17 protein-coding genes are annotated in these 21,206 nt (G+C 70.7%); 7 read left to right on the forward strand and 10 right to left on the reverse strand.

The window, feature by feature from the left end; translation table 11 throughout:
- Window positions 1-10: 10 nt before the first annotated feature.
- Window positions 11-715 carry a glutathione S-transferase gene (locus FHR56_RS14970; protein WP_160948382.1) on the reverse strand — a complete coding sequence of 235 codons (705 nt, stop codon included), beginning with the start codon at window positions 713-715 and terminating at the stop codon, window positions 11-13.
- Window positions 716-931: 216 nt separating this feature from the next.
- Between FHR56_RS14970 and clpB the strand changes: the two genes are divergently transcribed.
- From clpB to FHR56_RS14985, 3 genes are all read left to right on the forward strand, one after another.
- A complete protein-coding gene (gene clpB, locus FHR56_RS14975; RefSeq protein ID WP_160948381.1) occupies window positions 932-3,517 on the forward strand; it encodes an ATP-dependent chaperone ClpB in 2,586 nt (861 codons plus the stop codon).
- Window positions 3,517-4,167: an HAD-IA family hydrolase gene (locus FHR56_RS14980; RefSeq protein WP_160948380.1), complete on the forward strand. Its 651-nt coding sequence runs from the start codon at window positions 3,517-3,519 to the stop codon at window positions 4,165-4,167. The genes clpB and FHR56_RS14980 overlap by 1 nt, the downstream gene beginning before the upstream one ends.
- A gap of 126 nt (window positions 4,168-4,293) precedes the next feature.
- On the forward strand, window positions 4,294-5,580 hold the full coding sequence (locus FHR56_RS14985; protein WP_160948379.1) for an O-acetylhomoserine aminocarboxypropyltransferase/cysteine synthase family protein: 1,287 nt from the start codon (window positions 4,294-4,296) through the stop codon (window positions 5,578-5,580).
- A 192-nt stretch (window positions 5,581-5,772) separates the two neighbouring features.
- On the opposite strand, the gene FHR56_RS14990 is transcribed toward FHR56_RS14985, so the two are convergent.
- Window positions 5,773-6,723, reverse strand: coding sequence for a LysR family transcriptional regulator (locus tag FHR56_RS14990; protein ID WP_184502658.1), 951 nt, complete (start codon window positions 6,721-6,723; stop codon window positions 5,773-5,775).
- 47 nt (window positions 6,724-6,770) lie between these two features.
- Between FHR56_RS14990 and FHR56_RS14995 the strand changes: the two genes are divergently transcribed.
- Window positions 6,771-8,807 carry an FUSC family protein gene (locus FHR56_RS14995; protein WP_160948378.1) on the forward strand — a complete coding sequence of 679 codons (2,037 nt, stop codon included), beginning with the start codon at window positions 6,771-6,773 and terminating at the stop codon, window positions 8,805-8,807.
- Between the two features lie 63 nt (window positions 8,808-8,870).
- On the opposite strand, the gene FHR56_RS15000 is transcribed toward FHR56_RS14995, so the two are convergent.
- Complete coding sequence (locus tag FHR56_RS15000) at window positions 8,871-9,620, reverse strand: SDR family oxidoreductase (protein ID WP_160948377.1); 750 nt, start codon at window positions 9,618-9,620, stop codon at window positions 8,871-8,873.
- Window positions 9,621-9,717: 97 nt separating this feature from the next.
- On the opposite strand from FHR56_RS15000, the gene FHR56_RS15005 reads away from it, so the two are divergent.
- Window positions 9,718-10,089: a helix-turn-helix domain-containing protein gene (locus FHR56_RS15005; RefSeq protein ID WP_160948376.1), complete on the forward strand. Its 372-nt coding sequence runs from the start codon at window positions 9,718-9,720 to the stop codon at window positions 10,087-10,089.
- 100 nt (window positions 10,090-10,189) lie between these two features.
- Here FHR56_RS15005 and FHR56_RS15010 read toward each other — a convergent pair whose 3' ends face one another.
- The gene (locus tag FHR56_RS15010; RefSeq protein ID WP_160948375.1) at window positions 10,190-11,020 is read right to left on the reverse strand and encodes a helix-turn-helix transcriptional regulator; all 831 of its coding nucleotides are present in this window, start codon (window positions 11,018-11,020) and stop codon (window positions 10,190-10,192) included.
- A 29-nt stretch (window positions 11,021-11,049) separates the two neighbouring features.
- On the opposite strand from FHR56_RS15010, the gene FHR56_RS15015 reads away from it, so the two are divergent.
- Window positions 11,050-12,318 carry an MFS transporter gene (locus FHR56_RS15015; protein WP_160948374.1) on the forward strand — a complete coding sequence of 423 codons (1,269 nt, stop codon included), beginning with the start codon at window positions 11,050-11,052 and terminating at the stop codon, window positions 12,316-12,318.
- Window positions 12,319-12,420: 102 nt separating this feature from the next.
- Window positions 12,421-13,512: a sterol desaturase family protein gene (locus tag FHR56_RS15020; RefSeq protein WP_160948373.1), complete on the forward strand. Its 1,092-nt coding sequence runs from the start codon at window positions 12,421-12,423 to the stop codon at window positions 13,510-13,512.
- 105 nt (window positions 13,513-13,617) lie between these two features.
- On the opposite strand, the gene FHR56_RS15025 is transcribed toward FHR56_RS15020, so the two are convergent.
- From FHR56_RS15025 to FHR56_RS15050, 6 genes are read right to left on the reverse strand one after another with little or no spacing between them, the layout of a single operon-like run.
- Window positions 13,618-13,932 carry a PsiF family protein gene (locus FHR56_RS15025; RefSeq protein ID WP_160948372.1) on the reverse strand — a complete coding sequence of 105 codons (315 nt, stop codon included), beginning with the start codon at window positions 13,930-13,932 and terminating at the stop codon, window positions 13,618-13,620.
- Between the two features lie 53 nt (window positions 13,933-13,985).
- Window positions 13,986-15,239, reverse strand: a complete 1,254-nt coding sequence (locus FHR56_RS15030; protein ID WP_160948371.1) for a type III PLP-dependent enzyme — start codon at window positions 15,237-15,239, stop codon at window positions 13,986-13,988.
- Window positions 15,236-16,993, reverse strand: coding sequence for an IucA/IucC family protein (locus FHR56_RS15035; protein ID WP_160948370.1), 1,758 nt, complete (start codon window positions 16,991-16,993; stop codon window positions 15,236-15,238). Before FHR56_RS15035 ends, FHR56_RS15030 begins: the two co-directional genes overlap by 4 nt.
- Entirely contained in the window at window positions 16,971-18,143 is a 1,173-nt protein-coding gene (locus FHR56_RS15040) for an MFS transporter (protein ID WP_160948369.1), read from the reverse strand. The genes FHR56_RS15035 and FHR56_RS15040 overlap by 23 nt, the downstream gene beginning before the upstream one ends.
- Window positions 18,140-19,936 carry an IucA/IucC family protein gene (locus tag FHR56_RS15045; RefSeq protein ID WP_160948368.1) on the reverse strand — a complete coding sequence of 599 codons (1,797 nt, stop codon included), beginning with the start codon at window positions 19,934-19,936 and terminating at the stop codon, window positions 18,140-18,142. The genes FHR56_RS15040 and FHR56_RS15045 overlap by 4 nt, the downstream gene beginning before the upstream one ends.
- A complete protein-coding gene (locus tag FHR56_RS15050) occupies window positions 19,933-21,159 on the reverse strand; it encodes a siderophore biosynthesis protein PvsA (RefSeq protein WP_160948367.1) in 1,227 nt (408 codons plus the stop codon). The genes FHR56_RS15045 and FHR56_RS15050 overlap by 4 nt, the downstream gene beginning before the upstream one ends.
- Window positions 21,160-21,206 lie beyond the last annotated feature (47 nt).

The following is a 21,206-nucleotide window of genomic DNA, read 5'->3' on the forward strand; positions in this document are numbered from 1 at the left end:
GTCGCCCCGCTCAACCATCCAGCTCCGGGTAATGCCGGAAGATGCCGTTCTCGTTGAACGGCAGGCGCCGCGGCGACGCCAGGTAGGCGGCGATCGCCGGGCGCTCGCACACGCGCTGCTGCAGCGCGCGCAGCCGTGGCAGCTTCGGCGACAGTTTTTTCATTGCCTGGGGGAAGGCGTAGTCCAGTCCGCTCATCAGCTGGAACAGCGACAGGTCCACGTAGGAATGCTCGCGCAGCACATGGCGGCCGCCGCCCTGGTCCAGGACCTGCTCGAAATAGCCCAGGAACTTCGGCAGCCGTTGCTTGCGCAGGTCCTCGGCGCGGCGCTGCGCCTCGGCCTTCTGGTCTTCGTAGTACAGCCCGCTGGCGATGGGGTGGTGGCTGTCGTGGACCTCGGCGACCAGGTCGGCGATGGTCAACTGCAATTGCAGCGCCTGCAGCCGCCGCGATTCGCTGTCCGGCACCAGGCCCAGCGGTGGGCCGAGGTAGTGCAGGATGTTGGCGACCTGGGCGATCACCAGCCGGCCGGCCTTGAGGAACGGCGGTGCGAACGGCCGCGCACCGGCGTGGGCGCCGTCGAGGAAGGGCTGCATCGCCGCGTCGCCCTGCTCGCGGGCGACATCGCGATAGCCGGCGCCGGCATCCTCCAGCGCCAGCCGCACGAACTCGCCGCGGCCCTGGATGCCGGTCCAGTAGTACAGCTCGTAGTGCATGGCGGCTCCTGCGCGTGGGGACATAGCCGCCGAGGGTAACTGCGGTTCCGGTAGCGGCGTGTGACCGCCGGTGCCCGGCCACGACGGCCGGCACACCGCGTCGCGGCGGCCTTGCCAAGCGTATACAGACGCGCCGTCGGCCTTGAAACAGGGACGGCCAGCCGCATTTTGCTGGCATGCCGGCACGGCCGGCCCTTTCCTTCAGAGGACTTCTCGATGCGGATGGACAAGCTCACCTCGCGCTTCCAGCAGGCCCTGGCCGACGCGCAGTCGCTGGCCGTGGGCCGCGACCACACCATCATCGAGCCGGTGCACGTGTTCGTCGCGCTGCTCGACCAGGCCGGCGGCAGCACCCGGCCGTTGCTGGCGCAGGCCGGCGTCAATGTGCCGGTACTGCGCGAGCGGCTCGGCGAGGCGCTGGACAAGCTGCCCAAGGTCAGCGGCCAGCCCGGCAACCTGTCGATGGGCAACGACCTCAGCCGCCTGCTCAACCAGACCGACAAGCTGGCGCAGCAGCACAACGACCAGTTCATCGCCAGCGAGTGGTTCGTGCTGGCCGCGGCCGACGACAGCGGTGCGCTGGGCCTGGCGCTGCGCGCGGCCGGCGCCGACAAGAAGAAGCTCGAAGCCGCCATCGACAAGTTGCGCGGCGGCGAGACCGTGCAGTCGGAGAACGCCGAGGAACAGCGCCAGGCGCTGGAGAAGTACACCATCGACCTCACCGCGCGTGCCGAGAGCGGCAAGCTCGATCCGGTGATCGGCCGCGACGAGGAGATCCGCCGCACCGTGCAGGTGCTGCAGCGGCGCACCAAGAACAATCCGGTGCTGATCGGCGAGCCCGGCGTCGGCAAGACCGCCATCGTCGAGGGCCTGGCCCAGCGCATCGTCAACGGCGAGGTGCCGGAAGGCCTGCGCGGCAAGCGCGTGCTGTCGCTGGACATGGGCGCGCTGATCGCCGGCGCCAAGTTCCGCGGCGAGTTCGAGGAGCGGCTCAAGGGCGTGCTCAACGACCTGGCCAAGAACGAAGGCCAGATCATCCTGTTCATCGACGAACTGCACACCATGGTCGGCGCCGGCAAGGCCGATGGGGCCATGGACGCGGGCAACATGCTCAAGCCGGCGCTGGCGCGCGGCGAGTTGCACTGCATCGGCGCCACCACCCTGGACGAGTACCGCAAGTACATCGAGAAGGACGCGGCGCTGGAGCGGCGCTTCCAGAAGGTGTTCGTCGGCGAGCCGAGCGTGGAGGACACCATCGCCATCCTGCGCGGGCTCAAGGAGCGCTACGCGGTGCACCACGGCGTGGAGATCACCGACCCGGCGATCGTTGCCGCGGCCACGCTGTCCAACCGCTACATCACCGACCGCCAGCTGCCGGACAAGGCCATCGACCTGATGGACGAGGCCGCCAGCCGCATCCGCATGGAGATCGACTCCAAGCCGGAGGAACTGGATCGCCTGGAACGGCGCCTGATCCAGCTCAAGATCCAGCGCGAGATGCTGAAGAAGGAGAAGGACGAGGCCTCGCGGCAGCGCCTGGCCGACCTGGAGAGCGACATCGACAAGCTCGAGCGCGAGTTCTCCGATCTGGACGAGGTGTGGCGCTCGGAGAAGGCGGCGCTGCAGGGCGCGACCAAGATCAAGGAGCAGATCGAGCAGGCGCGGGTTGAGCTGGAGGCGGCGCAGCGGCGCCAGGACTACGCCAAGATGAGCGAGATCCAGTACGGCCTGCTGCCGAACCTGGAGAAGCAGCTGGCCGCGGCCAACGAAGCCGAACAGCACGACTTCAAACTGGTGCAGGACCGCGTCACCGCCGAGGAGATCGCCGAGGTGGTGTCGCGCTGGACCGGCATCCCGGTCAACAAGATGCTCGAGGGCGAGCGCGACAAGCTGCTGCGCATGGAGGACGAGCTGCACCAGCGCGTGGTCGGCCAGGAAGAGGCGATCAAGGTGGTGTCCGACGCGGTGCGCCGCTCGCGCGCCGGCCTGTCCGATCCGAACCGGCCGAGCGGCTCGTTCCTGTTCCTGGGCCCCACCGGCGTCGGCAAGACCGAGCTGTGCAAGGCGCTGGCCGAGTTCCTGTTCGACAGCAGCGACGCGATGATCCGCATCGACATGAGCGAGTTCATGGAGAAGCACTCGGTGGCGCGTCTGATCGGTGCGCCTCCGGGCTACGTGGGTTATGAAGAAGGCGGCTACCTCACCGAGGCGGTGCGGCGCCGGCCGTACTCGCTGATCCTGCTCGACGAGGTGGAGAAGGCGCACAGCGACGTGTTCAACATCCTGCTGCAGGTGCTCGACGACGGTCGCCTCACCGACGGCCAGGGCCGCACCGTGGACTTCCGCAACACCGTCATCGTGATGACCTCCAACCTGGGCTCGCACCAGATCCAGGAACTGAGCGGCGACGGCAGCGCCGAGGCCTATACGCAGATGAAGGCGGCGGTGATGGGCGTGGTGCAGGCGCATTTCCGCCCGGAGTTCATCAACCGCCTGGACGACATCGTGGTGTTCCATCCGCTGGACAAGGCGCAGATCAAGTCGATCGCGCGCATCCAGTTGCACGGTCTGGAAAAGCGCCTGGCCGAGCGCGGCCTGAAGATCGAATTGAGCGACCGCGCGCTGGAGCTGCTCGGCAATGTCGGTTTCGACCCGGTGTACGGTGCGCGCCCGCTGAAGCGCGCGATCCAGGCGCAACTGGAGAATCCGCTGGCGCAGCAGATCCTGTCCGGCCAGTTCCTCAGCGGCGACACCATCAGGGTCGAGGCCGAGGGTGGCAAGCTGGTGTTCGAGAAGGCCTGATGGGGCGCATCGCGCAGGCGCGCACCGCCGCGCCCACGGCGCGCGCGCTGTTGATCGACATGGACGGCGTGCTGCGCCTGTGGCCAGACGACGACGCCGCGCTGGAGCGCGCGCATGGGGTGCCGCCGGGCAGCCTGCGTGCGGTGGCCTTTGCGCCGGCGCTGCTGGAGCCGGCGATCCGTGGCGCCACCAGCGACGCGCACTGGCTGGCCGAGGTCGCCACGCGCATCGCCGCGCTGGCCCCGGCTGCGGACGCCAGTGCGCTGGTCGCCGCATGGTCCGCGCCGACGGCGGCGCGCCTCAACGCGCCGGTATTGGCGCTACTGCGCGAGGTGCGCCAGCGCCTGCCGGTGGTGCTGCTGAGCAACGCCACCTCGCGCCTGCCGCACGATCTGCAGGCGCTCGGCATCGCCGATGCGTTCGATGCGGTGGTGAATTCGAGCGAGGTCGGCGCGATCAAGCCGGAACCGGCGATCTTTACGCATGCGCTGGCGCAGCTGGGGATGGCCGCCGACCAGGTGTTGTTCGTCGATGACACGGCGGCCCATGTCGAGGCCGCGCGTGGCCTGGGCCTGCGTGCCGAGCGCTATGTCGACGCCGCGGCATTGCGCACCTGGCTGTTCGCCGAGGGCGCGCTCGGCGACGCCTGAGGCCGGCATGCGGCCGCGGTGCTGCCGAAGCGCTGACAACCCCGCGGCATGGCCTCATAACCGCAGGTTTGCATTCGCCGCCGCGCGCGGCGCTATCGTCTGCGCTCCCGTTGCCGAGAGCCGCCCATGTCCGACCCGAACTGGAAGCTGGAAACCATCGCCGTGCACGGCGGCTACCGTCCCGATCCGACCACCCGCGCGGTGGCGGTGCCGATCTACCAGACCGTGGCCTACGCCTTCGACGACACCCAGCACGGCGCCGACCTGTTCGACCTGAAAGTGCAGGGCAACATCTACAGCCGCATCATGAACCCCACCACCGATGTGCTGGAGCAGCGCATCGCCGCGCTGGAAGGCGGCATCGGCGCGCTGGCGGTGGCCTCTGGGCAGGCGGCGGTGACCTACGCCATCCAGACCATCGCCGAGGCCGGCGACAACATCGTCTCCTCCAGCGCGCTGTACGGGGGTACCTACAACCTGTTCGCGCATACGCTGCCGCTGTCCGGCATCCAGACCCGCTTCGCCGACTACCGCGATCCCGGCGCATTCGCCGGGCTGATCGACGCGCGCACCAAGGCGATCTTCGTCGAGTCGATCGGCAATCCGCGCGGCAACGTCACCGATCTGGAAGCGGTGGCCGCCATCGCCCACGCCCACGGCGTGCCGCTGATCGTCGACAACACCGTGCCCACACCGTACCTGCTGCGGCCATTCGACTTCGGCGCCCACATCGTGGTGCATTCGCTGACCAAGTACCTGGGCGGCCACGGCACCAGCCTGGGCGGGGCGATCGTCGATTCCGGGCGCTTTCCGTGGGCAGCGCACGCGCAGCGCTTCCGCCGCCTCAACGAGCCGGACGTGAGCTACCACGGCGTGGTCTACACCGAAGCGCTGGGCGAGGCCGCCTACATCGGTCGTGCGCGGGTGGTGCCGCTGCGCAACACCGGCGCGGCGCTGTCGCCGTTCAACGCGTTCCAGATCCTGCAGGGCATCGAGACGCTGCCGCTGCGCATGGACCGGATCAACCAGAACACCCTGGCGCTGGCGCGGCACCTGCAGGGCGAAGCCAAGGTGGAGTGGGTCAACTACGCCGGCCTGCCGGACCATCCCGAACACGCGCTGGCGCAGAAGTACCTGCGCGGGCATGGCTCCGGCGTGCTGACCTTCGGCCTGCGCGGCGGTCGCGCCGCCGGCGCGCGCTTCCTCGACGCGCTGCAACTGTTCACCCGCCTGGTCAACATCGGCGACGCCAAGTCGCTGGCCACGCATCCGGCATCCACCACCCATCGCCAGCTTTCGCCCGAGGAGTTGCAGCGCAGCGGGGTCAGCGAGGACACGGTGCGGCTGTCGGTGGGCATCGAGCACATCGACGACCTGCTCGCCGACCTGCGGCAGGCGCTGGCGCAGGCCTGAGCGCGCGGCAGCCTCGCCGCGATGGGGCGTCTGCAACCCTGCTTGTGGGGCTTTAGCGCACTGAAGTGCCCTGTAGGAGCGGCTTCAGCCGCGACAGGGGCGTTCCCGGCAGCCCATCGCGGCTGAAGCCGCTCCTACCGGGCAACTCGCCTCCGGCGCGCTGGGCCGGAGGCGGGTGATGAGAGTCGCCTTTCAATCGGACACGCGCCAATCGGCGAAGATCTCCAGCAGGAAATCGACGAAGGCGCGGACCTTGCGCTCCTGGGTGGCACGACGGGGGTAGAGCGCGGTGATCTCCAGATCCGGCCAGCGCTGCCAGCCTGGAAGCAGGCGCACCAGCTGGCCTTTGTCCAGCCGCGACTGGACCAGCGGCTGGGATAGCAGGGCGATCCCGGCGCCTTGGGCGACCTGGCGGATCACCGTGGTCGATTCGCTTGAAATCAGCACCGGCCGCAGGGTCAGCTCGATCGCTTCGCCGGCGCTGTGCCGCAACGCCCAGGCGACCAGCGGCGCATCCGCGCCGACCGCGAGCACGGCGTGGCCGATGAGCTCCTTGGGGTGGGCGGGCGTGCCGGCGCGGGCCAGATAATCGGGGCTGCTCACCAGGATGCCGCGTGAGGCGCCCAACGGCCGCGCCACGTAGCTGGAATGGACCGGCGGCCCCACATGGACCGCAACGTCCAGGCCATGGCGGAGCAGGTCCAGCGGCTGATCGTCGTAGGTCAGCGCCAGTTGCACGCCCGGGTGGCGCTGGCGGAATCGCGCCAGCTGCGGCTCCAGCACCAGCAGGCCCAGCGCATAGGGAGCCAGCACACGCAGGGTGCCGCGCGCCTGGGCGCGCAGGTCGCGCGCGGCCTGCACCGCATCCTGCAGGGTCTGCTCGGCCTCCACGCAACTGGCATAGAAGGCGCGCCCGGCCTCGGACACCGCCAGCCGCCGGGTGGTGCGATGGAGCAGTTGCACGCCCAGTGCCCGTTCCAGCGCCTTGATGCGACGGCTGACGCTGGTCAGCGGCACCCGCGCCTGGCGCGCGGCGGCGGTCAGGCTGCCGTGTTCGACCACGCGCAGGAACAGCCGCACGCTGTCGAAGTCGACGCCGTCGGTGCGCCGGTTTTCTTCCGTTTCTGGCAAGAGTCTATCCATCTCTGGTGCCATTATCTCGCAGGCGATCTGCTTCTACGATGACGGCCATGCGCCTGCCCTGCTTCGACCCGGTGTCGATGGTCCGCTTCCGTCCTTCGCCCGCGTTGTGGTTTGCGCTGCGGACCACGGCCGCCGCGCTGCTGGCGCTGGCCATCGCGCTGCTGTGTTCGATGGAAGACCCCAAGTGGGCGGCGATGACGGTCTTCATCGTGGCCCAGGCCGACCGCGGCATGAGCGTGGTCAAGGCGCGCAACCGCATCGTCGGCACGCTGGTGGGGGCCGGCATGGCCGTGGTGCTGATGGGCCTGTTCGGCCAGGCGCCGCCCTTGTTCATGATCGCGCTGGCGCTGTGGCTGGGCGTGTGCACCGGCATGGCCAGCGTGGTCTCGGCCTTCCGCAGCTATGGCGTGGTGCTGGCCGGCTACACGGCGATGATCGTGGGCATGTCCTCCACCGCCCATCCGCAGCAGGTGTTCGACATCGCCGTGGCGCGCGCCACCGAGATCCTGCTCGGCATCCTGGTCGAAGGCGCGATGGGGGCGATCTTCTCGCCGGCGTCGCCGCGCCCGGCACTGGAGGCGCGGCTGGAGGCGTATCTGCGCCAGGGCAGCGCGCTGGCCGCGCGGCTGCTGCGCGGCGAGGCGACCGGCACGCAGATCCACGGCTTCTTCGCCAGCGCGTTGGCGCTCAACGATGCGGTCGACTATGCCGCCGCGCGCTCGCGCGAGATCGCGCGGCTGGGCGGGCGCCTGCGGCACATCAGTTACCTGATGCTGGCGCAACTGTCGGCGGCGCAATCGTGCCGGGTCGGCCTGGATGGACGCGCGCCTTCGCGCGCGCTGCGCGGCGTGCACGATGTGTTGGTGCAGCGCGCCGAGGGCCGGCTGCCTGGCCAGGAACAACTGGCCGCCGCACTGGATCTGCTCGAGCAGCGCCATCGCCGCCTGCGCCGGTTGTGCGCGCATCGGCGCGAGGCCTTCGACCGTGCCTTCGCGCTGGAACACGCGCGCAACATCGTGCGCGACCTGCAGGCCAGCCAGCACGAACAGGCCGCGTTCGAACAGGGCCGGCCGTCGCGCCACCGCTTCGCCACACGCCGCCATCGGGACCTGCACGAGGCGACGTACAACGCACTGCGCGCCTTCCTGGCGGTGGGGGCGGCGTCCTTGTTCTGGGTCTACAGCGGCTGGAGTGCCGGTTCGGGCATGGTGACCATCGTTGGCGTGGTGTGCGCGCTGTATGCGACCCGACCCGATCCGGTGTCCGGCGGTCTCGGCTTTCTCAAGGGCGCCGGGCTGTCGGCGCTGGCGGCCTTCGTGTGCATCGTCTGGCTGCTGCCATGGGTGGAGGATTTCGCCGGGCTTGTGGTGGTGCTGGCGCCGTTCCTGATCCTGGCCGGCCTGGCGATGCGGCGGCCGTCGACCGCCGCGCTGGGGGCCAGCGGCTCGATCTTCTTCATCGATCTGGTGGGGCCGCTCAACGGCACCAATACCGGTGTGGTGCAACTGTTCAATGGCGCGCTGACGCTCTTGCTGGGGATCGGCATCGGCGTGCTGATGTTCACCGTGCTGCTGCCCAGTGGGGCCGGGCGGTACGTGCGCCGGCTGCGGCGTTCGGTCGACGCCGATCTCGCGGCGATCGCGCTGCATCCGCGGCGCATGAAACGACGGGCCTGGTTCGGCCTGATGGCCGATCGCATGCGCGCGCGCCTGGGCCTGGCCGCCGCGCTGCCGGAGGCGACGCTGCAGCGCGACCTGGCCGCCTTGCTCGGCGCGCTGGGCATGGGCAGCGACGCGCTTGATCTGGCGCGGACCGGTGGCGCGCCGGGGCCGCGGGTGCGTGCGGTGCTGCGCCGGCTCGCGCGCGGCGACCTGCCTGGCGTTGCCCACCAGGCCATGCGCGCGGCGCGCCACCATGCGGTCCTGGCCGGCGACCGCCAGGACGCGCAGGCGCAGGCGCACTGGCATACGGCGATGCTGCTGTGGGACATGGCGCTGTGCGCACGCGAGTATCTGCAGGCCGGCGCGCAGGAACGCGTGCAAGCGCAGGCGCTGCTGACACCCTCGGCGCCGCTGCCGTCCTGATCGGCGCGCGATTCGACCGGTCGGCCGGGCTGTGCCGGCAGGCTGGAACCGGCGTCGCGTCGTTCAGACCTGCGCGAATCCGCCGTCCACGAACACCTCGCTGCCGGTCATGAAGCTGCTCTCGTCCGAGGCCAGGAACAGCGCCGTCGCCGCGACCTCTTCCGCGCGCCCGATGCGGCCCAGCGGGAGCTGCGCGGTCATGCCGTCGAGGATCGCCTCCTGCTGGCCCGTGCCGGACAGCACCGAGTCCAGCCCGGGCGTTGCGATCGGCCCGGGCGAGAGCACGTTGACGCGGATGCCCGTGCCTTTCAGGTCCAGCGCCCAGCTGCGGGCGAAGTTGCGCAGCGCGGCCTTGGTGGCGCTGTAGACGCTGAATGCCGCCGTGCCCATGCTGCCGGTGGTGGAACCGGTGAGGATCACCGAACCGCCGGCGCCCATCAGCGGCAGCGCCTTTTGCACGGTGAACAGCGTGCCTTTGACGTTGACGCCGAAGGTGCGATCGAAGGAATCCTCGGTGATCGAGCCGAGCGGCTGGAAGTCGCCCAGTCCCGCATTGGCGAACAGCACGTCGATGCGGCCTTTGCTGGCTTCGACCTGGGCGAAGACGCGGTCCAGATCGTCCAGCTTCGAAATGTCGCCCTGGATGGCGACGGCGTCGGCGCCGATCAGGCGCAACGCCTTGTCCAGTTCCTCCTGCCGACGCCCGACGATGACGACCTGCGCGCCTTCGGCGGCGAAGCGGATCGCGCTTGCCAGACCGATACCGCTGTTGCCGCCGGTCACCACTGCAATCTTGCCCTCGAGCCTGCGCATGCTGCACTCCAGAGAATGGGGAGGCGCCACTGTAGAACTGAGCTATTCTTTTGAATAGTATGCACCATTTGGTAAGTGCCTTCGGAGCGGTCGGATCATGGCGAACGCCACCTTCAGTTGCGGTCTCGAGGCCGCCCTGTCCGTGCTTGGCGGCAAGTGGAAGCCGCTGATCCTCTACAACCTGGCGAAGCACGTGCACCGCTACGGCGAGTTGCGGCGTGCCATCGGCGGCGTGACCGACAAGGTGCTGATCCAGCAGCTCAAGGAACTGGAACGTGACCAGGTCGTGGCCCGCACCGACTTCCAGGAGATCCCGCCCAGGGTCGAGTACGCGCTGACGCCGTTCGGGCAGTCCCTGGCGGAGGCGCTGGCAGGGTTGTGCGAGTGGGGCACGCAGCACATGCAGATGGTCGAGCGCATCAGCGCGCGTCGCGCGTCCGCCGCCTCCAAATCCAGGTCCAATGCCTGATCGCCGGTGCCATGGCCGGCAGCGATGCTGCATGGTCAGACGCCGTTGCCTGGCCGCGTGCTGGTGACTGCGCGGTCGATGCGCCGCCGCCTCGGGGCCGCTACCGGAAGAACTGGCTCGGCGGCTGCCCGAACTGGCGCTTGAACATGGCGGTGAACGCGCTGGGGCTGTCGTAGCCCAGGTCCATCGCCACGTCGATGATGCGGTCGCCGGCCGCCAGTCGTTCGAGTCCGCGCAGCAGGCGCAGTTGCTGCCGCCATTGGCCGAAGCGCATCCGCAGGTCGCGCTGGCACAGGCGCTGGATGGTCTTGACGTCCACCTCCAGTTGCGCGGCCCAGGCGTGCAGGGTGGTGGGGTCGGCCGGGTCGGCGTCGAGTGCGGCGCCGATGCGCAGCAGGCGCGGATCGCGCGGCTGCGGCAGGTACAGCGGCAGCGCCGGCAGCGCATGCAGTTCGTCCAGGATCAGCCGCATCAGCCGCCCGTCGCGCGAGTCGGTGGCATGGTCCCAGGGAATCTCGGCGGCGCTGCGGATCAGCGCTTCCAGCAACGGCTCCACCGCCACCACGGCCGGCGTGTCGGGCATGCCGGCGATGGCGTCGGGGCGGATGTACAGGCTGCGCATGCGCAGCATGCCGATCCAGCGCACGCTGTGCTCGGTGCCGGCCGGCATCCACAGCGCACGCGTGCTCGGCACCACCCAGTGGCCCTGGCCCGAGCGCACCACCATCAGCCCGGACACTGCGTAGACCAATTGGTGGCGGGCATGGCGATGCGGGGGGATGGCGCTGTCGCCGGGGTAGTCGGTGGCCTTGCATACCACGTCGGCCACGGCGTCGTCCGCATTGCGCGGCGACGGCGGTTGCGGCATGTCCTTTTCGCGATAGGGAATGGTCATGTCGCGCGGGAAGGTCGGGGCCGGGAAGCCTACCATGCGTCCACCCTCGCGCTGCCCGTTCCGCCATGTCCTCTCTGCGCCCCGCCGCGTCCGCGGCCACCCCCGCCTCCGCTCCTGCCGCCAGTCCCACCGCCGCCAGCTCCACTGCCGCACCGCGCAGGCTTGCCGCCGGCGTGCTCGCGGCCATCACCTCCTCGCACCTGATCAACGACATGATGCAGTCGCTGATCCTGGCGCTGTACCCGGTGCTCAAGGGCCAGTTCCAGCTCAGCTTCGCCCAGGTCGGCCTGATCACCCTCACGTACCAGATCACCGCCTCGCTGTTCCAGCCGCTGATCGGGCTGCGCACCGATCGCCGACCGGCGCCGTATTCGCTGCCGATGGGCATGGGTTCCACGCTGTGCGGACTGTTGCTGCTGGCCTATGCGCCCAGCTTCGGCATGGTGTTGCTGGCCGCGGCCCTGGTCGGGATCGGCTCGGCGATCTTCCATCCCGAATCCTCGCGCATCGCACGGCTGGCCTCGGGCGGCCGCCATGGCCTGGCCCAGTCGGTGTTCCAGGTCGGCGGCAACACCGGCACCGCGCTGGGGCCGCTGATCGCCGCGGCGGTGATCGTGCCCAACGGCCGCCACAGCGTGGCCTGGTTCGGCGGTGCGGCGCTGCTCGGCATCGCCTTGCTGTCCTATGTCGGGCGCTGGTACGCGCTGCACCTGCAGGCCGCGCGCGCCGCGCCGCGGCCGGTCGCCACGGCGCCCGCGCTGCCGCGCGCCATGGTGGTGCGCATCGTCGGCATCCTGCTGCTGCTGATCTTCTCCAAGTACTTCTACATCGCCGGGCTGAGCAGCTACTACACCTTCTACCTGATCCAGCGCTTCGGCGTCTCGGTGCAGAGCGCGCAGTTGCATCTGTTCGCGTTCCTGCTGGCCTCGGCGCTGGGTACGCTGATCGGCGGTCCGGTTGGCGACCGCATCGGCCGCAAGCCGGTGATCTGGGTGTCGATCCTGGGCGTGGCGCCGTTCGCGCTGGCGCTGCCGCACGTGGGCCTGCACGCGGCCACCGCGCTGACCGTGCTGATCGGCTTCGTGCTGTCCTCGGCGTTCTCGGCGATCCTGGTCTACGCGCAGGAAATGATGCCCGGGCGCATCGGCACCATCTCCGGGCTGTTCTTCGGCTTCGCCTTCGGCATGGGCGGGCTGGGCGCGGCGGTGCTGGGCCTGCTCGCCGACCACCGCGGCATCGTCTTCGTGTACCAGGTGATGTCGTTCCTGCCGCTGCTGGGCATCGTCGCGGCGTTGCTGCCGAGCCGGCGCCCGGGCGCCGCCGCGGCGCACTAGCGCGGGCAGCGGCGGCCGGCCTCGGCCGACGCGGACAGCTTGGCGAAAGCCAGCGGCAGCATGCTGTCGCGCCGGCCGTCGCGCCCCCATCGCCGTCTTCGCATGCCTGTCATCGCCCTGGTCTCGTCCATTGCCCACGCCTGGTCCACGCTGGTCGACCTGGTCGCCAGCCACGCGGTGGCGCCGCTGCTGGCGGCGCTGCACTTGACCGGCCTTAGCGACGATCCGCACGACATCGCCGCCTCGCTGCTGGTGGCCGCGCTGCAACTGTCCATCATCGGCGTGCTGTTCCGGCCGCTGGAAAGCCTGTGGCCGGCCGAGCGCTGGGAACACCGGCGGCTGGCGCGCATCGATTTCCACTACACCTGGCTGATGCTGATCGGCGTGTTCCCGCTGTTCTCGTTCCTGATCCTGACGCCGGTGGTCAACGCGCTGGGCGGCGCCGATCCCAATGCCGCGGCGGCGCCGGAGACCGGCCTTCGGCATCTGTGGCCGTGGCTGGACCGGCATCCGCTGGCGCTGTTCGCGCTGTACTACCTGGCCTACGACTTCACCTACTACTGGATGCACCGGGTGCAGCACTGGATGCCGTGGTGGTGGGCCATGCACAGCATGCACCACAGCCAGCGCCAGCTCAGCTGCTGGGCCAACGACCGCAGCAACTACCTGGACGGCATGCTGCAGTCGTTCGTGCTGGCAGGGGTGGGCATTGCCTTCGGCATCGAGGCCGACGAGTTCGCCTGGCTGATGCTGCTCGGCGAACTGGTGCAGAACCTGTCGCACGCCAACACGCGTTTCGGCTTCGGCCCGGTGCTGAACAAACTCCTGGTCGATCCGCCGTTCCATCGCCTACACCACATGCGCGTGGATCCGGAGCGGCCCGGCCTGCACAACTGCAACTTCGGCCAGGTGTTCGCGTTCTGGGACGTGCTGTTCGGCACGGCGCTCTACGGCGAGCCGGTGCGACCGACCGGGGTGGGCGATCCGATGGTCGACCGCGACAACGAGCTGGGCCTGGTGGCGCTGCAGGTGGAAGGACTCAAGCGCTTCTGGGGCGCGGTGCGGCGGCGCTCCGGATGGACGCCGGGCGAGGTCGCGTTCGGCGAGGACTATGCGCCGATCCCGGTGGATCACGGTGGCATGCCGGTGCAGGCCGAGAAGGGCCGGGATTTGGGAATGGGGATTAGGGATTAGGGATTCGTAAGAGCGGCGACGTCTGGCAACACGGTTGTTGCCGGCCTCGCTGGCTGTCGTACCCTCACCCCAACCCCTCTCCCGGGGGGAGAGGGGCTAGTCAGTTCACTGCTTTTTGAGGCAGCCGCTCATGAAGGTCTTGCGGGCGTCGCCCTGCAGCTTCTGCGTGGCTGCCTGGGCGTTGCAGTCCTTCATCCGTTGCTGCGAGGCGTTGCCCGCCGCCGGTGCGCTGCCACCGCTGAGGCAGGCCTTCTGCGCGCTCTTGTACTCGTCGCCTTTCTTTCCCTTGTTCTGGGCCGAACACTTGGCCATCAAGGTCTGTTGTGCGGTTTGTGGCTTGGTCGCGGCGGTGGCCAGCAGCGGGGCGGCAGTAAAGCTCAGCAGCAAACAGGTGGCGGCGAAGCGAGCGGAACGGGTCATGGCGGCAGCTCCGGAGGGTGTGCCGGCAGGGTGTGCCGGCACGGGCGAGCGGATCATGACGCGGCGGTGGCCGGGTCGGCAATGCGGCGCTGCGGCATGGCGTCCGCGGCCTGCGCCGGGCCGTCGAGGAACAGCATCTGCGGCGGCGGATGCATCAGGAACTGCTGGTGCGAGATGTTCCAGGCGTAGGCGCCGGCCAACGGGAACGCCAGGCAGTCGCCCGGCGCCAGCGCGGCCACCGGCTGGTCGCGGGCCAGCACGTCCTTGGGCGTGCACAGTTGCCCGACCAGGGTCACCCGTGCATCGCGCAGCACCGGCGGCTGCGTGCCGCGCAGCACCAGGAACGGATGATCGTGGCCCTGCGCGGCGGGCGTGCGGAAATGATGGGTGCCGCCGCGGCCGATGGCGAACTGCGCGCCATGGCTGCGCTTGATGTCCAGCACCTCCATCAGGTACCAGCCGCAGGCGGCGCTGACGTAGCGGCCCGGCTCCAGGCGCAGGCGCAGGCCCTGGCCATGCGTGCGCAGCAGCTCAGGCAACCCCTCGCAGAACGTGGCCCAGTCGAACGAGGCCGCCGGATCGGCATAGTCCACGCCGAAGCCGCCGCCGGCGTTCACCGTCAGCGGTCCCAACTCATAGGCCTGGCGCCAGCCCTGCACGGTCTGCAGGTAGTGCGCGATCAGCCGCAGCTGCAATTGCGCATCGCGCTGGTGCGACAACAGGTGGAAGTGGAAGCCGTCCAGGCGCAGTCCCGCCGCGCCGCGCAGCACCTGCATGGCCGCGTCCAGGTCGTCCACGTCCAGGCCGAACGGCGAGGGCCGCCCGCCCATCACCAGGCGCGTGTCCTGCATGCCCGGCACCACGATGTTCAGGCGCAGGAACACCGACAGCGGCCGCTCCCTCGACGCGGCGATGCGCGCCAGTCGCTGCAGCTCGCCCAGGCTTTCCACGTGCACGCTGCAATCGGGCAGGCTGGCGGCCAACTGCAGTTCGGCGTCGAGCTTGCCAGGGCCGCCGAACAGCAGCCGGCGGCCCGGCTGATGCGTGTGCAGCCACTGCAGCTCGCCGCCGGAGGCCGCTTCGAAGCCGTCCACCCACGGCGCCAAGGTGCGCAGCACGGGCGGCTCGGCGTTGGCCTTGGCCGCATAGAACAGCTCGCACCCGGCCGGCAGGTGTGCGCGCAGCATCGCCGCGTGCGCCTGCAGCGCCGCCAAGTCGTAGACGTAGGCGCAGACCGGGCCGTCGGCCTGCGCGCGCAGCCGCGCCAGCGCCGCCTGCAGCCGGGTGGGATCGATGCGCAGGCTCATGCCGCCACCTGCCGCAGGGCGGCGCTGCCGATCGGGTTGGGCAGGAAACTGTAGTCGGCATGGCGGTCGGCGCGCTGCAGCAGGCGCAGGCGCAGGTTGTTCTTGGCCGGCAGCGGCGCGCCATCGAGCAGGGCCTGCAGCGCCGGTTGCGCGCCGTGGCGCTGCTGCCAGCGGCGGGCGATGTCGCCGACGATCTGCCACAGTTGGCGTTCGCGGCGGTCGTGGCCATCGGCGAGGTGGAAGATCGCTTCGGCCAGGTTGTTGACCAGCGCGCAGTAGGCGATGCGGTTCCAGCCGCGTTCGGCGCTGTAGTACAGCGACTGCCGCGCGGTCTCGGACATGCCGGGCAGGCGCGCGGCCGGCCAGCGCGACGGCAGCAGCTTGGTGCCTTCCAGGTCGCGGATCCACACCTGTGTCGGCAGGCCGTCCTCGCAGCCGATCACGGTGTTCTGCAGATGCGGCTCCAGCACGATGCCGTAGCCGAACCAGGCGCTCCACACCCCGTCCAGCAGCAACTGTGCGTAAGCGCGGAACCAGGCCGCGGTGGCCGCTTCCAGGCTGCTGCCGCTGCGCTGCGCCAGTGTCTGCAGCGCGGCGGCGCAGGCCGGCTGGCCACGCGCGTCGTGGGTGAACAGCGCGCCGGCCACCTGCGGGCGATAGCGTGCCCGTTGCGCTGCCGGGATCGCCTGCCGGTACAGCACGCCGAAGCTTTCGCCGAGTTCGCGGCAGGCCTGCGCATCGGCCTCCAGCGCGGAGAAGTCCAGGTCGGTGGCGGCCGGCTCCAGCAGCACGTGGAAGCCGGGCACGCGCTGCGCCAGCGCCTGCCAGTCCGGGGCCAGCAGGCGGGTCAGCGCCACCGCGCTTTCCAGTTCGTACCAGGCGTTCTTGCGCACACAGTTGGTCAGGCGCACGTGCACCGACAGCTTGAGGAAATGATCGAGGTCGGCGTGGTACAACGTGCGCACCGACGAGGTCGGACGCAGCGCCAGGCCGCGTTCGCCCAGCGGTTCGATCCAGCCGCGCGCCTGCGCCTGGCGCAGCAGCGGATGCGCCAGCACGCGCTCGGCCTCCCACGGATGGCAGGGGTACAGGTCGGCGCCGCCGCCGGCCTGCGCCAGCGTGGCGCGCACGTCATCGCCCTGCGCGCGGTACAGGCGTGGGTCGATGCGGAACCAGAACAGCGGGAAGGCACTGCGCGCTTCCGGCGCGCAGGCCAGCACCTGCTCCAGCGGCACGCCTTCGCGGCTCTTGGGCGTCGGATGGAAGGCGTGGCCCCACAGCATCGATTGCTCGGCATCGATCAGCGCCTCGCCGGTGGGCGATGCGGCCTCGGCCTGGCGCAACAGCTGCGCGGTGATGGCGATGCTGTTGGCGCTCTGCGCCAGCAATTCCAGGTTCGGCGCCTGCTCGCCTTCGCTGAGTTCCTGCAGCAGCAGGCGCACCAGCGCCTCTGCGTCCAGGCAGTGCCAGGGACGGCCATCGGCCTTGAGGTAGGGCGCCGAGGCGAAGCGGCAGCGACCCAGGCCGTCGGCATGCGCCAGGCGTACGCACAGCGTCGCGCCCGAGGGGAACTGCAGGCGTAGCCAGCGTTCGCCGGCGGCGGCCACGCCGGGCCGGTCCAGGCCGCGGTAGTCGAAGTCGGCCAGGCCGCGAGCGAGCGCGACTTCGCGCAGGTAGCAGTTGAGCCAGCAAGTGATCGCCTGCGCTTGCGCGAGGCTGTCGTACCACGGGTCATGCATCGGCAACGGGGACATGGACGGTTCTCCGAACGGACGTGAGCATCAGGGCCGGCAGCAGCGCCAGCAGGGCGGCCGCGGCGGCGGCGAGGAACGGCACGGCCAGGCCATGGCCTTGCACCAGGGCGCCGGCGAGGACGCCGCCGGCGACACCGGCGTACTTGCCGGCCGCATCGAAACGGCCGAACAACTGGCCGGCGCCGCGCCCGCCGGCGATCTCGGCCAGGCTGCGGTTGAGGCCGCGCAGCGCCATCCACATGCCCAGGCCGAACAGCAGCCGCGCGGCGATCAGCCAGCCCGGCGCCGGCGGCGCCATCTGCAGCAGGCAGGCCAGGGCGAACAGCCCCAGCCCCGCTGGCAGCGGCGACACGCGGTGATCGCGACCGCGCCAGCACGGCATCAACACCAGGTAGACCAGGTGCGGCAGGCTGTACAGCAGGCCGGCGACCGCGCTGCTGCCGATGCCGTGCGCCTGCGCGTACGGCAGGAAATAGGGAAAGGTCACCACCATCGCGAAGCAGAACAGGAACTGCGTGGTCCACAGCGCCCAGCGCTGGCGGCGCTGCGCCGCATCCAGGTGTGGCGCAGCGGGCGTGGACGCGCGTGACGCCGGTGCGCGCGGCGGATCGGCCGGCAAGCGCCAGCTCAGCGCGAAGGCGAGCAGCGGCAGCAGCGCCAGATAGCGGTAGAGCGACTGCGCCGGCCCCAGCGCGGTGGCCAGGCCGAGCAGCGCCGGGGCGGTGACCATCGCCAGCCGCGCCGAGAACTGGGTCCAGTCCAGCGCCCGCGCCAGCGAGCCACTCTGCGCCTGGCTGCTGAGATAGGCATTGGTCGCAGCCAACGAGCCGCCGCAGGCGCCCTGCACGACCAGACCGGCGACCAGCCAGCCCAGGTTCGGGGCGAAGCCGGCCATGACGAAGCCCAACGCCAGGCCGAGTTGCGCGCGCAGCAGCGAGCGCTTGCGTCCGTAGCGATCCGCCAGCCGGCCCCAGGCGCTGGCGGTGAGCGCGGTGCACAGGGTCGGCAGCACGTAGAGCACGCCGCTCCAGCCGATCGCTGCGCCCGGCGCCAGCTGCTGCAGCACCTGCGGCAGGAACAGCGGCATGCCCAGCGCGGTGAAGGCGGCCAGGTAGTGCGCAGCCAGCACCGGGCCGAGCAGGCGCTTCATCGCGCCGCCCCGGCCGCGGCCGCACGCGCCGCCAGCGCATCCTCGCGCAGCAGGTTGGGCGCGCTGTCGCCGTAGAACTTGTTGATGTCCGCCGCGCCGGTGATCTGCTTGCCGAGCAGGCTGCCGGCGCTGAGCAGGTACTTCACCGGGAGCTTCGGTGCATCCAGCAGCGCCTGCGCCGGGGCGGTGTCGATGCCGTCCTCGCGCAGCGCGCGCAAGGTGCCGTGCAGGCGCGCGCGCAGCAGCGCGTAGAGCGTTGCACGCAGTCCCGGCTGCCATTCCGCAAGTCCTTCGAGCACCGCCTGCAGATCCAGCTGCAAAATGATGGTGCAGAACATCCGCGCCAGCGCGGCGTCGTCCTGCACCGCGATGCGTGTGTCGCGCGGCGTGCCCAACGCGGCCAGCGCCGGCCGTTGCGCGTACAGCCGCGACAGCAGCACCCGCGCCGCATCATTGTCCTTGAGCAGCAGCCGCGGCGCGCGCCCGGCGGCGTAGATCAGCACGCTGTTCTGCTGGTTGGCCTCCAGCGCGATGCCGTAGCGCAGCCACAGCCGCAGGTGCACCTGGCACATCAGCGCCAGGTAGCTGTCCCACCAGGCGGTCAGGTCGCCGCCATGGAAGCGCTCGGCCAGGTGCACGGCCAGCGGCCGGCCATCCGGCAGCGCCGCGCACAGACCGGCCACGGGGACCAGGGTCGCCTCCGGCAGCGCCGGATAGCGGCGCAGCAGGTAGGACAGGTGCCGGGTCTCGCCGACATGGCCGGCATGCGCCTCGTCCACGTGCAGGTAGCGTTCGCCCAGCGCCGGATCGTGCGCGGCGAGGTCGCGCAGCACGCGTTCGAACCAGTGCCCGTCGTACAGCGTGGACGGCTTGATCAGGCGCAGGTTGAGCGCGCCGAGCGTGCGCATCGGCACCGGCAGCTTCAGGTGATGATCGGGAAACGCCAGCGGGATCACCGTGCGCAGCGACAGCGACGGGCGTACCTGCAGCCACGGCTGCGGCGCGGCGATCGCGCCGTCGGGCTCGGCGAAGCCGTCCTCGCCCAGCCGCGCGAAGATCAGCGGATGCAGCGGCCAGGCGACGTGATCGGCGTCCAGTGCCGGGTCCAGGCCGAGCATGCTCGGGCGCGGCCAGAACGCCGGCGGCGGCGTGGTCTGGGTGACCTGCGCGGCCGGCAGCGCCAGCCAGCGCAGCGCGAAGCTGGGGCCGAACTCCGGCGCGTAGCGCGGCAGGTCGGCGTCGTCCAGGCCGAGCTTGGCGCGCGCGCTGGGATAGAACGGATGGTCGCGGTGGCTGGCCAGTTGTTCGCAGCGGTAGGCGCGTTCGTGCGCGTCGGCCGCGTCCAGCGCGGTGGCCAGCAGGGGCTGTTGCTGCGCGTAGGCCTGCCGCGCCAGCGCGCGCTGGCGCACTGCGCAGTCGGCTTCCTCGACGTAGGCGCGGTGCAGCGCCTGGGTCTGCGCGTCGAGCCCGGCGCCGAGCCGCGCCAGCCACTGCGCCGCGCCGGATTCGTAGGCGCTGTGCTGCCCGGTGTGCAGCACCCAGCCGTCGCTGCAGGCGCTCACGGTCTGCAGGTAGCCGGCGCGGCGCAGCGGCAGCCACAGTTCGCCGTCGGGCAGGTGCGCGATGCGCCACCAGATGGCGTCCGCAGGCAGCGGCACCTGCGGCCAGGCGGCGAGCACCGCCGGCGGCGGGGTGGCGGCGGCGCCGCGGCTGACGATGCCGCGCAGGTCTTCGCGCAGGCAGGCGTCGATGACGCGCAGGTCGATGTAGTGGCGGTCGGCGTCCTGGCTCATGCGGCTGCTCCGATGGTGGTGTCGATGCGCCAGTGCAGCGACGCCTCGGTGCTGGCCAACGCCTGCTGCAGGTCCGCCTCGCTGTCGGCGAGCACGTCCAGCACGCCCAGGTAATCCTTGTTGGAATGGCTCAGGCGGATCGCGTCGCCAGGTTGCCGCAGGCGCCGGTAGCGCGCCTCCCAGTGCGCGTCGCTGCTGCCGTGGTCGGCGCTGGCCACCGCCAGCGTGCCGTCGCGCTCGGCCACGTAGTAGCGCACCAGGGCGTGCGCGCGGCGCACCTGCAGCGTCGGCAGCGGCCGGCCCAGGTGCAGGCCGAGCACGCTGTCGAACCAGTGCCCGCCGAACAGCCGATCGAGCAGGAATTCGCGGCCGTCGCCGATGCTGCGGTAGTTGATCTCCACCAGTACCGGGCCGTCGGCGGTGAGGATGAATTCGCTGTGGCACACGCCGAAGCCGATGCCGAACGCCTGCAGTTGCGCCAGCGCCTGCTGCAGCACCGGCGTGTCGGTGGCGCCGCGCCAGCGCGCTTCGCACTCGACGAAATGCGGCGGTGCCGACAGCTGCACGTCGAAGCCGCCGATGGGCTGCAGGCTGCGCCCGTCGCCGAGCGTTTCCAGGGTGAACAGCGGGCCGTCCAGCACGCTTTCCAGCAGCACGCTCCGCTGCGGGTGGCGCTGCCAGAAATCATCGAGGTAGGTCTGCAGCGCCGTCGCATCGGCGCAGTGGCGCACGTCCATGCTCGCCACGCCTTCGCGCGGCTTGGCGATCAGCGGCCAGGGTGCCTGCGTCGGCGCCATCGCGCCCGGCGCCAGGCTGCAGAACCACGGCGTCGGCAGGCCGAGCGCGCGCAGCCGCTGGCGCATCGCCGCCTTGTTCTTGGCCGCGTAGCAGACCTGCCAATCCTTGCCCGGCACGCCGAGCGCGGCGGCGACCACGGCGGCGCTGGTCTGCAGATGGTCGCTGTTGCTGAACACCGCGCGCGGCGGCTGCGGCAGGGTGCCGAGCAGGTCGAGCACGCCCAGCGGATTGAACACGTCGCACTCCAGCACCTGCACCGGTGCGGCCGGCGGATGGCGGCGGAAGTGGTCGAGGTGGGCGTGGCGGTGGTCGGTCAGCAGCAGCACCGGCACGCCCAGGCGCTGCGCGGCGGGGAGGAAGCCATCGGTCACCGCCGGGTGGCAGACGTGGCTGAGGATCAGCAGGGGAGCGTCGTGCGGGGTCATGTGCGGGTCTCGTCGGGCGCAGGCGCACGCACGCCAGCGCGGCCGCG

It is taken from the genome of Xanthomonas sp. F10, from assembly GCF_014206815.1.
In the GTDB taxonomy this organism is placed as follows: Bacteria; Pseudomonadota; Gammaproteobacteria; order Xanthomonadales; family Xanthomonadaceae; genus Xanthomonas_A; species Xanthomonas_A indica.

What these genes read in the sequence shown, in the direction of transcription:
- clpB (WP_160948381.1), top strand. Translation starts at nt 932, where the DNA reads ATGCGGATGGACAAGCTCACCTCGCGCTTCCAGCAGGCCCTGGCCGAC.
- FHR56_RS14985 (WP_160948379.1), top strand. Translation starts at nt 4,294, where the DNA reads ATGTCCGACCCGAACTGGAAGCTGGAAACCATCGCCGTGCACGGCGGC.
- FHR56_RS15015 (WP_160948374.1), top strand. Translation starts at nt 11,050, where the DNA reads ATGTCCTCTCTGCGCCCCGCCGCGTCCGCGGCCACCCCCGCCTCCGCT.
- FHR56_RS15000 (WP_160948377.1), bottom strand. Translation starts at nt 9,620, where the DNA reads ATGCGCAGGCTCGAGGGCAAGATTGCAGTGGTGACCGGCGGCAACAGC.
- FHR56_RS15005 (WP_160948376.1), top strand. Translation starts at nt 9,718, where the DNA reads ATGGCGAACGCCACCTTCAGTTGCGGTCTCGAGGCCGCCCTGTCCGTG.
- FHR56_RS14995 (WP_160948378.1), top strand. Translation starts at nt 6,771, where the DNA reads ATGCGCCTGCCCTGCTTCGACCCGGTGTCGATGGTCCGCTTCCGTCCT.
- FHR56_RS15025 (WP_160948372.1), bottom strand. Translation starts at nt 13,932, where the DNA reads ATGACCCGTTCCGCTCGCTTCGCCGCCACCTGTTTGCTGCTGAGCTTT.
- FHR56_RS15030 (WP_160948371.1), bottom strand. Translation starts at nt 15,239, where the DNA reads ATGAGCCTGCGCATCGATCCCACCCGGCTGCAGGCGGCGCTGGCGCGG.
- FHR56_RS15045 (WP_160948368.1), bottom strand. Translation starts at nt 19,936, where the DNA reads ATGAGCCAGGACGCCGACCGCCACTACATCGACCTGCGCGTCATCGAC.
- FHR56_RS14970 (WP_160948382.1), bottom strand. Translation starts at nt 715, where the DNA reads ATGCACTACGAGCTGTACTACTGGACCGGCATCCAGGGCCGCGGCGAG.
- FHR56_RS15040 (WP_160948369.1), bottom strand. Translation starts at nt 18,143, where the DNA reads ATGAAGCGCCTGCTCGGCCCGGTGCTGGCTGCGCACTACCTGGCCGCC.
- FHR56_RS15050 (WP_160948367.1), bottom strand. Translation starts at nt 21,159, where the DNA reads ATGACCCCGCACGACGCTCCCCTGCTGATCCTCAGCCACGTCTGCCAC.
- FHR56_RS14980 (WP_160948380.1), top strand. Translation starts at nt 3,517, where the DNA reads ATGGGGCGCATCGCGCAGGCGCGCACCGCCGCGCCCACGGCGCGCGCG.
- FHR56_RS15020 (WP_160948373.1), top strand. Translation starts at nt 12,421, where the DNA reads ATGCCTGTCATCGCCCTGGTCTCGTCCATTGCCCACGCCTGGTCCACG.
- FHR56_RS14990 (WP_184502658.1), bottom strand. Translation starts at nt 6,723, where the DNA reads ATGGATAGACTCTTGCCAGAAACGGAAGAAAACCGGCGCACCGACGGC.
- FHR56_RS15010 (WP_160948375.1), bottom strand. Translation starts at nt 11,020, where the DNA reads ATGGTAGGCTTCCCGGCCCCGACCTTCCCGCGCGACATGACCATTCCC.
- FHR56_RS15035 (WP_160948370.1), bottom strand. Translation starts at nt 16,993, where the DNA reads ATGTCCCCGTTGCCGATGCATGACCCGTGGTACGACAGCCTCGCGCAA.